General features: G+C 65.1%; 9 protein-coding genes. 7 read left to right on the top strand and 2 right to left on the bottom strand.

Going from position 1 to position 13107, the window contains the following annotated elements:
- Positions 1-27: 27 nt before the first annotated feature.
- Positions 28-1290: a riboflavin kinase gene (locus CSQ87_RS03920; protein ID WP_100512582.1), complete on the top strand. Its 1263-nt coding sequence runs from the start codon at positions 28-30 to the stop codon at positions 1288-1290.
- Here CSQ87_RS03920 and CSQ87_RS03915 read toward each other — a convergent pair.
- Complete coding sequence (locus CSQ87_RS03915) at positions 1250-2197, bottom strand: hypothetical protein (RefSeq protein WP_133122341.1); 948 nt, start codon at positions 2195-2197, stop codon at positions 1250-1252. The genes CSQ87_RS03920 and CSQ87_RS03915 overlap by 41 nt on opposite strands.
- 325 nt (positions 2198-2522) lie before the next feature.
- Here CSQ87_RS03915 and CSQ87_RS03910 point away from each other — a divergent pair, with 325 nt between their 5' ends.
- From CSQ87_RS03910 to CSQ87_RS03890, 5 genes are all read left to right on the top strand, one after another.
- Positions 2523-3749, top strand: coding sequence for an aspartate aminotransferase family protein (locus tag CSQ87_RS03910; RefSeq protein ID WP_100512580.1), 1227 nt, complete (start codon positions 2523-2525; stop codon positions 3747-3749).
- 285 nt (positions 3750-4034) lie between these two features.
- Complete coding sequence (locus CSQ87_RS03905; RefSeq protein WP_100512578.1) at positions 4035-5177, top strand: iron-containing alcohol dehydrogenase; 1143 nt, start codon at positions 4035-4037, stop codon at positions 5175-5177.
- 198 nt (positions 5178-5375) lie between these two features.
- A complete protein-coding gene (locus CSQ87_RS03900) occupies positions 5376-6824 on the top strand; it encodes a DEAD/DEAH box helicase (protein WP_100512577.1) in 1449 nt (482 codons plus the stop codon).
- A 162-nt stretch (positions 6825-6986) separates the two neighbouring features.
- The gene (locus CSQ87_RS03895) at positions 6987-8804 is read left to right on the top strand and encodes a proline--tRNA ligase (protein ID WP_165776731.1); all 1818 of its coding nucleotides are present in this window, start codon (positions 6987-6989) and stop codon (positions 8802-8804) included.
- A gap of 404 nt (positions 8805-9208) precedes the next feature.
- The gene (locus CSQ87_RS03890) at positions 9209-9808 is read left to right on the top strand and encodes a single-stranded DNA-binding protein (protein ID WP_100512574.1); all 600 of its coding nucleotides are present in this window, start codon (positions 9209-9211) and stop codon (positions 9806-9808) included.
- A 57-nt stretch (positions 9809-9865) separates the two neighbouring features.
- Here CSQ87_RS03890 and CSQ87_RS03885 read toward each other — a convergent pair whose 3' ends face one another.
- Positions 9866-11938: a M13 family metallopeptidase gene (locus tag CSQ87_RS03885; protein WP_100512573.1), complete on the bottom strand. Its 2073-nt coding sequence runs from the start codon at positions 11936-11938 to the stop codon at positions 9866-9868.
- A gap of 185 nt (positions 11939-12123) precedes the next feature.
- Here CSQ87_RS03885 and map point away from each other — a divergent pair, with 185 nt between their 5' ends.
- Positions 12124-12900, top strand: coding sequence for a type I methionyl aminopeptidase (map, locus tag CSQ87_RS03880; protein ID WP_100512572.1), 777 nt, complete (start codon positions 12124-12126; stop codon positions 12898-12900).
- Positions 12901-13107: the final 207 nt, after the last annotated feature.

The raw sequence follows: 13107 nt of genomic DNA, 5'->3' as shown, positions 1-13107 counted from the left end.
GACCAGATACCAAGCAAGGTAGAGCACATGAAGATCAACACGTTGACACCGGACGTCGAAGGCAACATCGCATGGCCCCCGTTCAACCGGAACAAGAAGTCGATCGTGGCGGTCGGCAACTTTGATGGCGTGCACCGCGGCCACGCCGCCGTACTGAAGCGCACCGTCGATCTGGCGAAAAGCTACGGCGCCACGTCGGTGGCGATCATCTTCGACCCCCGTCCCGAAGTGGTGCACCGCTACGCCAAGGCCCATGACGGCGCGCAGCTGCCCGACGGCGAATCCTACGCCGACCCGGATGCGCTCACCGGGCTCGACCAGCGGCTGAAGCTCATCGAGGGCTTCGGCATCGAACGGGTGCTGGTGATCCGGTACACGCTGGAGTTCGGCGCCAAGTCGTACCAGTACTTCATCGGGCAGCTCGTCGGACGGGTGGGCATGCGCACCCTCGTGCTCGGCACCGACGCCCACATGGGCCGAGACCGGGCCGGCGACGTGAAGTCCATCGCCACGCTGGCCGACGCCACGCGCGTGTTCGAACTCGATGTGGTCGACGACCGCGGGCCGGGGGAGCGTCGCGTGCCGCTGCGATCCGGCGACGAGGCGGCGGCCGACGCGCTCGACAAGGTCAACGACCCCGATTCCGGACTGACGAAGGCGGAACGGCGTGCGCTGAGCAAGAAGACCCCGAACCGTCTGGTGCGGGCGTGGAGCTCCACGTATGCCCGGTATCTGCTCGGACGTGGTCGCGTGGCGCAGGCCGCGGAGGTTCTCGGTCGTCCGCACGCCGTGGAGGGCACGGTCGTCGCCGGCAAGCAGCGTGGCCGCACCCTGGGTTTCCCCACGGCCAACGTGGGGCAGGACGTGCAGGGGTATATGCCGGCCGACGCCGTGTATGCCGGATGGCTGGTCGATCTTGGTGTTGCCGGCGAGGATGGCGAGTCTGTGGCTGAATCTGGGGTCGATTCCGAGGCCGAGCGTGGCGAGGTGAAGCGCTATCCCGCGGCGATCTCCATCGGCACGAAGGTCACGTTCGGCGAGCCGGAGGAGCGGATCCTCGAAGCGTATGCGATCGTGAACGGCGAGAAGGACGGGCTCGAAACCGCGGCCGTCGGCGGCATCGGCGAGGCGCTCGACCCGCAGTCCGAGGGATGGATCGACCTGTACGGGCACCGGGTGCGCGTGGAGTTCCTCGAGTATCTGCGCCCGCAGATTCATTTCGATGGCCCGCAGGCCCTCGTCGACGAGCTCAAGCGCAATGTCGCCGAGACCCTGAGAGTGTGTCAGTAGAGGCCTTGTTTTTGGAACCCTTCCTTTTGACGGCCTTTTCGGGAATAAACGGCACGAGAATCAGCGTCGTCGTGGCGAGCATCATGCCGAACATGCCCGCGGTCAGGGTCAGCGAGGCGTTGAGCCCCGGATGCATCGGCCAGGTCACGGGCCTGTCCGCTCCGGGTCCGGGGCCGTATGTGCATTGCGTTTCACCATAGGCGTTCGTTCGCGCATGCATGAACCAATTGCCGTAGTCGTAGGTCGGAACGGGGTTGGGCTGAGTGTCGAGATGGCGAATGACCCGAGACCGCGCTTCGGTGTGCTCGCTGTATGGCTCGGCTTGGTCCTTTGACGGTATGTCCGTGGCCTGCTCGGCAAGACAGTCGCCGTGGGCGACCATGAGTCCGCTGACATAAAGGTCGAGTGAGCCCCAGAGCAACGTTGTCGCCGTGATCGGGATGAGGGTCGCTGCCATGAGGCGCAGGAGCCATTGGCGTCCGCTGCCCTTATGGTGGTCGGCTCCGCGCCGGCGAGAGCGTATGGCTGAACGCGCTGCCGAACACAGTAATGTCAGCGACGATATGAGAGTGAGGAGGAAACCTCCCGTGGCATAGACGTTCGCCGTATTGGCGAGATCGGTGGTATTACCGTTGGTGAATATTGCGGTTGTGGCGGGCCGGCCGGTCGCCGCCTGATATCGTTCGGTCTGGCAGGCTATGGCGAATCGGGGGAAACGGTAGCCGACAGTGCTGAGGGTCTGCGTGCCGCTGGAAATATCCGGTGGCGTCAGACATTGCTGGTCATCGACGTTGATGGCAGTGAGGGCTCCGGCAATGAACAGGCATATGCCAATGACCATGCCGACCGCCGCCGCGATGATCGGCACCAGCCGGCATGATCGTAAATCGGACGTCATATCGGACATTTAATCACATACGGTCGCGCGTTCCATCCTGTGCATGCACCTTTCTGAGCGGAACTGTCGCCGGCTGGGCCGAGTATGCGTCAGCGGCTCGCTAACTGCGTCTGGAATGGACATCATATCCAACCTATCGAAACATATTGGCCAAAAATATCCGATTGGTGATCTTGATGTCACATAAACGGGCCCGTTGGGTAACACGTCGACTTTAGACTCCGTTCTAGATTGCACAACGAAGCCAGTACGAGGCCGGGCGCGAATCGCGCGGCGGACGGGCGGCGTCGCAGCGGTCAGGAAATCCCATCCAGCTGTGAAAAGGAGCAGGACGATGAAGCTTAAGGACACCGGGCTCACCGAAGAGGAGCTGAAGGCCACCGTCAAAAAGTACATGATCGAGACCTACGAGCGCTACGATTTCGTCGCCGAGCGTGCCGAGGGCATGTACCTGTACGACCCGGAAGGCAACGCCTACCTCGACTTCTACGGCGGCATCGCCGTGAACAACGCCGGCAACTGCAACCCGAAGGTCGTGGCCGCCGTGCGCGATCAGGTGGGCGACATCATGCACACCTTCAACTACCCGTACACCATCCCGCAGGCCCTGCTCGCCAAGAAGGTGTGTGACCTCGCCGGCTTCGACAAGATCTTCTACCAGAACTCCGGCACCGAGGCCAACGAGGTGGCCATCAAGCTCGCCCGCAAGTACGGCATCGATCACTTCGGTCCGCACAAGTACGAGATCCTCTCCGCCCTGCATTCCTTCCACGGCCGCACCTTCGGCGCCCTGGCCGCCACCGGCCAGCCCGGATCCCTCGCCCAGGACGGCTTCGGCGACATGACCCCGGGCTTCGCCTACGCCGAGTTCAACAACCTCGACGACTTCAAGGCCAAGATCACCGAGAACACCATCGCCATCATGGTCGAGCCGGTTCAGGGCGAAGGCGGCGTACACCCGGCCACGCAGGAGTTCCTCGAGGGCCTGCGCAAGCTGTGCGACGACAACGGCCTGCTGCTCATCTTCGACGAGGTCCAGACCGGCTGGGGACGCACCGGCTCCCTGTTCGCCTGGCAGGGCTACGGTGTCGAGCCCGACATCTTCACCATGGCCAAGGGCCTCGGCGGCGGCGTCCCGATCGGCGCCATGGTCACCAAGGACCCGATCGCCGCGTCCCTGACCCCCGGCACCCACGGCACCACGTTCGGCGGCTCCCCGATGTGCACCGCCGCCGCGCTCGCCGAGGTCGACGAGATCGTCAGCCGCAAGCTGCCGGAGAACGCCGCCAAGGTCGGCAAGTACTTCATCGAGAAGGGCAAGAGCCTGCCGCACATCAAGGAATCCCGCGGCCGCGGCCTGCTCGTCGGCTTCGAGTTCGACGGCACCGTCAACGCCGTGGACGTCAAGCACGCCGCCCTCAAGCGCGGCCTGCTCACCACCGCCATCGGCCACGACATCATCCGCTGCATCCCGCCGCTGATCGTCACCGAGAAGCAGGTGGACGAGGCCATCGAGATCCTCACCGACGCGGTGAACGCCGTCTCCGAAGGCAAGGAGTGACCCTCCTCAAGGGCTGACATTCCGTAAGGATCGACCCTCCGCCACTAGGCATCCGGCCGATATCGCGATCGATATCGCGATATCGAAGGTCGGTATTCTCGGGGTCCGTGGTGACCATATACTCCCACGGGCCCCATTTTTCACGATTCGCACCGGAAGCACCGTCCCGCCGCATGGCTAATGGATAACGGCCTATGCATGGACGCCGGTGCGACCTATGCTGGTCTTGCGGCATGGATCGCGGTGATGACGCCGCGCGGACGCCGCAGATGGAAAGGCAGAACAATGCTGAAATTCTCCGTACCCCAGAACATCATCGTCGACTACGGCGGCGTCAGCCGTCTGGGCTCGTACGCGGCCGAACTGAAGATGACCAACGTGCTGATCATCGCCGACCCGTTCCTCGCCGACGCCCCGCTCGCCAAGCAGGCCACCGACTCGCTCGACGAGGCCGGCATCAAGCACGTCATGTTCTCCGACGTCAAGCCCAACCCCACCGCCGTGTGCGTGGAGGAGGGTGAGGCCGCGTTCAAGAAGGCCGGCTGCGACTCGATCATCGCGATCGGCGGCGGCTCCTCCCTCGACGTGGCCAAGGCCATCGGCGTGGTCGTCAAGTACGGCGGCGAGATCGGCGACTACGAGGGCATGAACAACGTGCCCGGTCCGATCGTGCCGTTCATCGCCATCCCGACCACCGCCGGCACCGGCAGCGAGGTCACCTCGTTCTCCGTGATCACCGACGAGGCCCGCAACTACAAGCTCACCGTCGGCTCCAAGCTGCTGCTGCCCGCCTACGCGATCCTCGACCCCGGCGTGCTCGCCACCGTCCCGGCCCGCGTGGCCGCCGCCTGCGGTACCGACGCGATGGTCCACGCCATCGAATCGTTCACCAACACCGTGGACTCCACGTTCTCAGGCATGTACTCGCTGGAGGCCCTGCGGCTCATCGGCAAGTACTTCAAGCGCTTCTACGCCCGCCGCGACGACGCCGAGGCGGCCCGCGGTATGATGGTCGCCGCCACCATGGCCGGCATCGCCTTCGAAGCCACCCGACTCGGCCTCGTGCACGCCATGAGCCACCCGATCTCCGCGTTCTTCCATGTGGCGCACGGCGAGGCCAACGGCCTGCTGCTGCCGAGCATCCTGGAATTCAACGCGCTCGCCGACAAGGGACAGTACGAGCTCATGCACGAGGCGCTGTTTCCCGACGTCGAATACTATGAGCCGGCCGACTTCATCAACGAGATCCGCGCGCTGCTCGCCGAAATCGGCATCCCCGATTCGCTGGAGGCCGCGAACGTGGACCGTGAGGCCTTCCTCGCCGTCGTCGACCAGATGACCGAGGACGCGCTGAAGTCCGGCAACGTGGCGGTCAATCCGCGAGCGGTGACGCCGAATGACGTCAAGGCCCTGTACAAGGCGCTGTAAACCGCTAAGATGGCTTACGGTCGTGGTAGGCAGACGCGACCGTTCATCTGAAGTGATACTGCCGTAAGGTCGGATTCCGTTCCTCTTCGGATTCGGCCGATTTGTGGGATTGACGGTGCCGTGCGGGCGAATAACCCGTGCGGCATCGTTTTTTGTTTGCCCATAAGCTCAACCACCCGCTGAGTATCATGGTGGCTTATGCAGCAATCCGAAGCCCTCGCGATCCTCGACGCCGGTGCCAGCGTGTTCCTCACCGGCGCGCCCGGCGCCGGCAAGACCTACGTGCTCAACGAGTTCGTCCACGCCGTGCGCAAGCGGGGCGCTTCGGTGGCGGTCACCGCGTCCACCGGCATCGCCTCCACCCACATCAACGGCCAGACCATCCACTCGTGGAGCGGCATCGGCGTCTCCACGGTCCTGACCGAACCGGTGCTCAAGCGCATCCGCACCCGTCGCCGCCGGCAGATCACCGCGGCCGACGTGCTCGTCATCGACGAGGTCTCCATGATGCACGCCTGGCTGTTCGACATGGTCGATCAGGTCTGCCGGGCCGTCCGCCACGACGACCGGCCGTTCGGTGGGCTGCAGGTGGTGCTCTCCGGCGACTTCTTCCAGCTGCCGCCGGTCAGCGTCTCCGGTCGCAACAATGACGTGATCGCCCCGAACGAGGATTTTCTGCGGTCCCGGGAGGAGTACGCCCGCCGGGGACTGAACCCCGAAGGGTTCGTCACCGAATCATTGGTGTGGAACCAGCTCAATCCGGTGATCTGCTATCTGACCGAACAGCACCGACAGGACGACGGCCGTCTGCTCGGCGTGCTCACCGACATCCGCGACGGCGAGGTGAGCGGCGACGACCGTACGGTGCTGGCCGAGCGGCTGGGTGTGATGCCCGGGCCGGACGAGGTGGCGACGAATCTGTTTCCGACCAACCGTCAGGCCGATTCGCTCAACGACATGCGGCTGCGCGGCATCGACGACGAGGCGCACGACTACTACGCCGAATCGGCCGGCAGCGCCCAGCTGGTCGAACGGCTCAAGCGCAACATGCTGGCACCCGAGCATCTGGTGCTCAAGACCGGCGCCGTGGTGATGGCCCTGCGCAACGATCAGGACCACCAGTACGTCAACGGGTCGATCGGTACGGTCCGCGGATTCGTCCGCGAAGCCAAGGGCGGATGGCCGGTCGTGGAGTTCGAGAACGGCAACATCGTGACCATGAAGCCTGCCGCGTGGGAAATGATGGACGGCGAAACCGTGCTCGCCTCGGTGAATCAGGTGCCGCTGCGGTGCGCGTGGGGCATCACGATCCACAAATCGCAGGGCATGACGCTCGACCGGGCCGTGATGGATCTGCGCCGCACGTTCGCCCCCGGCATGGGATACGTGGCGCTGTCGAGGGTCGAAGGACTGGACGGCCTGTACCTGCGCGGCATCAACGACCGCGCGTTTCTGGTGTCGTCGGACGCGGTGGCGCTCGACTCCCGTCTGCGCGCCGACTCCGCGGCCGCGTCCGCGCAGCTTGCCAAGGAGGGTGCGGTGTCGTTCGACCCGGCGGTGCGCGCCGCGGCGGCCGGCGGCGATCCGGCGGGGGAGGGAGATTCCGGCGATCGGGATGACGAGTTCTCCCAGTCGGCCCTGTTCTGACCGATCCGTTTCGGCTGATCCGTTTCGGCTGATCCGTTTCGGCTGATCTGTGTCGGCTGATCCGTTTCGGTGGGGCCGTCCCGGTGATGCGCCGGCGGGACCGCTCCGGTGCCGCGATCCGTCCGCCGATGATGTCGCTTTACGCGGATATGGTAGGAAACCATGAGTTCCAAAGCATTGCGTATGTCCACGCTGTTCCTCCGCACGCTGCGCGAGGATCCCGCCGACGCGGACGTTGATTCCGCGAAACTGCTGCAACGAGCCGGATACATCCGTAAGGCCGCCCCGGGCATCTGGACGTGGCTGCCGCTGGGCCTGAGGGTCCTCAACAAGATCGAGGCCATCGTTCGCGAGGAGATGGACGGCATCGGCGCCCAGGAAGTGCACTTCCCGGCCCTGCTGCCGCGCGAACCGTACGAGGCCACCCATCGCTGGGAGGAGTACGGCGACAACATCTTCCGTCTCAAGGACCGTCATCAGGCCGACTACCTGCTCGCTCCGACCCACGAGGAGATGTTCACCCTGCTGGTCAAGGACATGTACTCGTCCTACAAGGACCTGCCCGTCGTCCTCTACCAGATCCAGACCAAGTACCGCGACGAGTTCCGTCCGCGCGCCGGCCTGATCCGCGGCCGCGAGTTCGTCATGAAGGACGCCTACTCGTTCAACATCGACGAGGAGGGCCTGAAGAAGGCGTACTACGACGAGCGCGGCGCCTACGAGCGCGTCTTCCAGCGTCTCGACCTCAAGTACGTGCCCGTGTTCGCCATGTCCGGCCCGATGGGCGGCTCCGCCTCCGAGGAGTTCCTCGCCCCCATGCCGATCGGCGAGGACACGTTCGCGCTCGCCCCCTCCGGCAAGGCCTGGAACGTCGAGGCGCTCACCACGCCCGAACTGCCCGAGATCGACTGCTCGAACACGCCGGCAGCCGCCAAGGAGGCCACGCCCGACGCCAAGACCATCGACAACATGATCGAGCGCGCCAACGCCGACCATCCGCGTGCCGACGGCCGCTCGTGGGAGGCCTCCGACATCCTCAAGAACGTCGTCATCGCCGTCAAGCACCCTGAGGACGAGGATCACGACGAGCCGTGGCGCGAAGTGATCGTCGTGGGCGTGCCCGGCGACCGCACTGTCGACATGAAGCGTCTCGAGGCGCAGTTCGCCCCCGCCGAGCTCGAGGAGGCCACCGAGGAGGATCTCAAGGCCCATCCGGAACTGGTTCCCGGATACATCGGCCCGATGGTGCTCGGCCCGCAGGCCAAGGCCGCCGGCGTGGAGAACCCGGTGCGCTACTTCCTCGACGCGCATGTGGTCAAGGGCTCCGCATGGTTCACCGGCGCCGACGAGCATGAGGTCGACTATTACAACCTTGTCTACGGTCGTGACTTCGAGGCCGACGGCACCGTCGAGGCCGTCGAGGTGCGTCACGGCGACATGAGCCCGGACGGCTCCGGTCCGCTGAGCTTCGAGCGCGGCGTGGAGATCGGCCAGGTGTTCCAGCTGGGTCTCAAGTACTCCAAGGCGCTGGATCTCAAGGTGCTCGACCAGAACGGCAAGGCCGTGCCCGTGTGGATGGGCTGCTACGGCATCGGCGTCTCCCGCGTGCTCGCCTGCATCGCCGAAACGCATCACGACGAGCGTGGTCTGGCATGGCCGGCGATCATCGCCCCCGCCCAGGTGCACGTCGTCGCCACCGGCAAGAACGCCGAGGCGTTCGAGGCCGCCGAGAAGCTGGTCGCCGATCTTGAGGCCAAGGGCATCGAGGTCATCTACGACGACCGCAAGAAGGTCTCCCCGGGCGTGAAGTTCAAGGACGCCGAGCTCATCGGCGCCCCGCTGATCGCCGTCGCTGGTCGCGACACCGTGAACAACGGCACCATCGAGGTGCGCGATCGCAACGGCGAGAACGACGCGGCCGTGCCGGTGGCCGAGGCCGCCGACGTGATCGCCGAGCGCGTGAAGGCACTGCTGGGCTGATTGTTGCGGCTTGGCTGATTTGGTTCTGCCGGGCTGACTCTGCCGGGTTGATTCTGCCGGGTTGATTCTGTCTGGCTGACGCAGAATATCCGCCGATGGGTGTGGACGATGGATGATTCGTCCACACCCATTCGTTTTTTCGGGGATTTTCGGGGAAGTTATCCACATTCCGCCGGCGTGTCGCCCACGTTCGACCACATTTTCCGTACGGCTGTCATTCGCGGCCCATCGGTCGCATAGTGGGAATCACCGTTTCACGACGACCGGGATCACGGGCGTATCCGACAACGGAGTCTATCCGTTGGGAAGCCTCGTATCATCAGCGCCTCTGAACCCGGCTCCGTCGCGCAAACGGTCCAAACGTTAGTCGGCGTGCGACGGTCGCGGCCGACGGGAAGGGGCCGATGATGGCACAGCAGGCACAGATAGTCATAGCGGGCAACGTATGCAGGGAACCGCAGCGGTTCGGGCAGGAGGGCGGCACGCCGTGCTGCATCTTCCGGCTGGCCGCGTCCAGACGGTACTGGAACCGTTCCACGAAGACATGGCAGGACAGCCCCACCACATGGGTGAGCGTGAAGACCTTCTGGTCGCTGGCCCTCAACGTCATGCGCTCGCTGAAGAAGGGCGACGCCGTGGTGGTCTCCGGCGTGCTGTCCACCAACGAATGGGACCGGGGCGGCAAGCTGCAGAGCGGTCTGAGCATCGAGGCCACATCGGTGGGGCATGATCTCAACCGCGGCATCAGCGTGTTCACCCGGGTTTCGAACAACGCGAACGGTGGATCGGGGGCGGATCAGGCGTCGGCGCCGAACACGGCGGCCGGTGGCATGCCTGCCTCCGGTGGTATGGGCGCTTCCGGTGGCATGGGCGCCGGCGATCCGTATGCGGACGGTCCGGGACGGCAGACGCCGGACCCGGGGCCCACCGGCGATCGGCCTGATGCCGAGGAGTTTCGGGGATTCGAGTCGGCGGATCCTCCCGACGGCGACGAGGGACGGTAGTCGTCGGGAGGATCCGGGACGGGTCGGTCAGTGTCCGGGGCTGTCAGTGTCCGGGAACTACCAGATCCGGACGCGCTGATCGGGGGCGAGCCACATACGGTCCGTCTCGGTGACGCCGAACGCGGTGTAGAACAGGTCCACATTGCGCACGATGCCGTTGGTACGGAATTCGGCGGGGGAGTGCGGGTCGATCTGCAGATACTGTTCGGCCAGCTCGTCGCGGTTCTTGCCACGCCATACGGAGGCGTAGGACAGGAAGAAGCGCTGGACGCCGGTGAACCCGTCGATGGTCGGGGCCTTCTTCAGGGCCTCCGCCACCGCTTCGGCGGTGCCGTTCTTGGCTCCGAGCGCCAGGGCGTACGCCTTGATCGCGATGTTCACGCCACCCAGATCGCCGATGTTCTCGCCGATGGTCAGCGCACCGTTGACGTGCGGCGCCTGCTCCGGATGACCGGCGTCGGCGTACTTCTCGGCGAGCTGCGCGGGCACGAACCCGTTGTACTGCTCGATCAGCGCCTTGGTGCGGTTCTCGAAGTTCTCGCGGTCCTGCGCGGTCCACCAGTCGTGCAGCCTGCCGTCGCCGTCGTACTTCGAACCCTGGTCGTCGAATCCGTGGCCGATCTCGTGGCCGATCACCGCGCCGATGCCGCCGTAGTTCGCCGCGTCCTCGGCCTCGGGGTTGAAGAACGGCGGCTGGAGGATCGCTGCGGGGAACACGATCACGTTCATCGTCGGCTCGTAGTAGGCGTTCACCGTCTGCGGGTTCATCAGCCACTCGTCCTTGTCGACCGGTCGGCCGGCCTTGGCGAGCTGGTAGCCGCCCTCGTAGCGGAAGGCGTTGCGCAGGTTCTCCACCAGCGAGTAGTCGTCCGACACGTTGAGCGCGCCGTAGTCGCGCCAATGGTTCGTGTAGCCGATCTTCGGCGTGAACTTGGCGAGCTTCTCCAGCGCCCGGGCGCGGGTCTCCTCGCCCAGCCAGTCGCTGGCCTCGATCGAGGCATGGTAGGCGCGGATCAGGTTGCCGACTAGCTCCTCCATGCGCTGCTTGGAGGATTCGGGGAAGTGACGGCGCACGTACTCGCGGCCCACGTCCTCTCCGCTGATGCCGTTGACCAGCGAGACGGCGCGCTTCCAGCGGTCGCGCTGCTGGGTGGTGCCGGAAAGCACCTTGCCATAGAAGTCGAAGCGGGCCTTGTCGAAGTCGTGGCTCAGATAGCCGGCCCAGCCGATCAGCGTGTGCACGCGGGCCCACAGCTTCAGATCGTCGAGGTCGGTCTCCTTCCAGAAGTGGCCGATGCCGGTGAGGAAGCTCGGCTCATGCACGATCGTATGCGCCAGCACGGCGGTCATGTCCACCGGCTGCAGCGCCGACGTGGACGAGGAATCGTACGCCTGCTGCCAGGCCTTGGCCCATTCGCTGATGTCGAAGTCGCCCAGCAGGTTCTTCAATTCGGCGAAATCGGTGGGATTGTAGGTCTTCTCCTCGTCGCGGGTGGCCACCACGTCCCAGTGGTACTTGGCGATGCGGGTCTCCACGTCGAGGAAGCGGGCCGCCTGCGCGTCGGCGTCGGCGCCGGTCGACGCATAGCCGGCGAGCTTGAGCAGGTTCGCGACCATGTCCTTGTAGGACCCGCGCACGGGCTCGTAACGGTCCTCGCGATAGTAGGCCTCGTCCGGCAGTCCCAAACCGGCCTGCTCCACATGGGTCACGTTGCGTTCGGGGTCGCCCGGATCGGGGTAGACTATGAAGCCGATGAGATCGGGGCCGCCGTCGGGGTTGAGCGCACCCAGCGTGTGGGTCAGCGCCTGCTTGTCCTCGGCGCCGTCGATGGCCTGAAGATCGGGACGGATCGGGTCGAGACCGGCGGCCTCGATGGCCTCCTCGTTCAGGAACGAACGGTACAGCACCGCGGATTTGATCGCCGGGCTGTACTCGTCCTCGAGAATGTCGCGGATGTCCTTCTCCGCGTTCTCGGCGAGCTTGTCGAACGCGCCGAACCGGGCGCGGTCGGCGGGAAGAATGTAGGTGTCGATCCACGGGCCGTTGACGTATCGGAAGAAATCGTCGGACGGCTTGATTACGGAGGAGAACGATGCCGGGTCGAGGCCGGAGATCAGCTTGTCTGTCATGCCTTCCAGAGTAATGGCCCAGCCATACTAATGCCATGAGGATTCCGTGGCCCCGCTGTGACGGGATTGCCCGGGACGGTTCGGGAGTGGCCGGGACGGTCGGGTGACGGGGAAGCGTGGTGACGGGATGGCATGGTATTGAAGTAAGGTGATGGAAACACCATCGTAGAAAGCGAAGCGATACAGTGATCGAGCTGAAGACACCTCAGGAAATCAAGGAAATGCGTGCCGCCGGCAAGTTCGTCGGCGAGATCCTCAAGGAACTCAAGTCCATGACGAAGGTCGGCACCAACCTGCTGGAGATCGACGATTTCGTCCGCAGGCGCATCGAGGAGCGCAAGGGCGCGGAATCCTGCTACGTGGACTACGCGCCGGATTTCGGCACCGGCCCGTTCGCCCACTACATCTGCACCTCCGTGAACGACGCCGTGCTGCACGGCGTGCCCTACGACTACAACCTCAAGGACGGCGACCTGATCTCGCTCGACCTCGCCGTGAGCGTGGACGGCTGGGTCGGCGACTCCGCCATCAGCTTCGTGGTCGGCGAGGATCCGGATCCGGAGGATCTGCGACTGATCAAGTGCACCGAGGAGGCGCTGGCCGCCGCCATCGACGTGGCCCGCGCCGGCAACCGTCTGGGCGACATCTCGTCCACCATCGGCGACGTTGCCCGCTCCTACGGCTACCCGATCAATCTGGAGTTCGGCGGCCACGGCGTCGGCCACATCATGCACGGCGATCCGCACGTGCCCAACGACGGCCGCGCCCATCACGGCTACCGGCTGCGCCCCGGCCTGGTCATCGCCATCGAACCGTGGTTCCTCAAGAGCACCGACGAGATCTTCCAGGATCCGAAGGACGGCTGGACCCTGCGCGCCCAGGACGGCTCCCGCGGCGCCCACAGCGAGCACACCATCGCCATCACCGACGGCGATCCGATCATCCTCACCGCGCGGAACTGAGCCACTGAGCCACTAGGTCACTGAGTCACTGGGCTCCCGCGACGGCCGGGGGCATGACCCGAGGACGTGACCGCATCGACGGCCCGGACGACGTCTCACACGTCGTCCGGGCCGTTGCCATAGGCGTGGAAATGGGCGAACGACGGCGTACGCCATAATCATGCGGTAACCTAAGGCGAATACTGTTCGGCTACGCCACGTGATGAT

Source organism: Bifidobacterium simiarum (assembly GCF_002802905.1).
Lineage (GTDB): Bacteria > Actinomycetota > Actinomycetes > Actinomycetales > Bifidobacteriaceae > Galliscardovia > Galliscardovia simiarum.
This window is presented reverse-complemented; position numbering and strand designations above follow the sequence as displayed.

What these genes read in the sequence shown, in the direction of transcription:
- CSQ87_RS03920 (WP_100512582.1), top strand. Translation starts at nt 28, where the DNA reads ATGAAGATCAACACGTTGACACCGGACGTCGAAGGCAACATCGCATGG.
- CSQ87_RS03915 (WP_133122341.1), bottom strand. Translation starts at nt 2,197, where the DNA reads ATGTCCGATATGACGTCCGATTTACGATCATGCCGGCTGGTGCCGATC.
- CSQ87_RS03910 (WP_100512580.1), top strand. Translation starts at nt 2,523, where the DNA reads ATGAAGCTTAAGGACACCGGGCTCACCGAAGAGGAGCTGAAGGCCACC.
- CSQ87_RS03905 (WP_100512578.1), top strand. Translation starts at nt 4,035, where the DNA reads ATGCTGAAATTCTCCGTACCCCAGAACATCATCGTCGACTACGGCGGC.
- CSQ87_RS03900 (WP_100512577.1), top strand. Translation starts at nt 5,376, where the DNA reads ATGCAGCAATCCGAAGCCCTCGCGATCCTCGACGCCGGTGCCAGCGTG.
- CSQ87_RS03895 (WP_165776731.1), top strand. Translation starts at nt 6,987, where the DNA reads ATGAGTTCCAAAGCATTGCGTATGTCCACGCTGTTCCTCCGCACGCTG.
- CSQ87_RS03890 (WP_100512574.1), top strand. Translation starts at nt 9,209, where the DNA reads ATGATGGCACAGCAGGCACAGATAGTCATAGCGGGCAACGTATGCAGG.
- CSQ87_RS03885 (WP_100512573.1), bottom strand. Translation starts at nt 11,938, where the DNA reads ATGACAGACAAGCTGATCTCCGGCCTCGACCCGGCATCGTTCTCCTCC.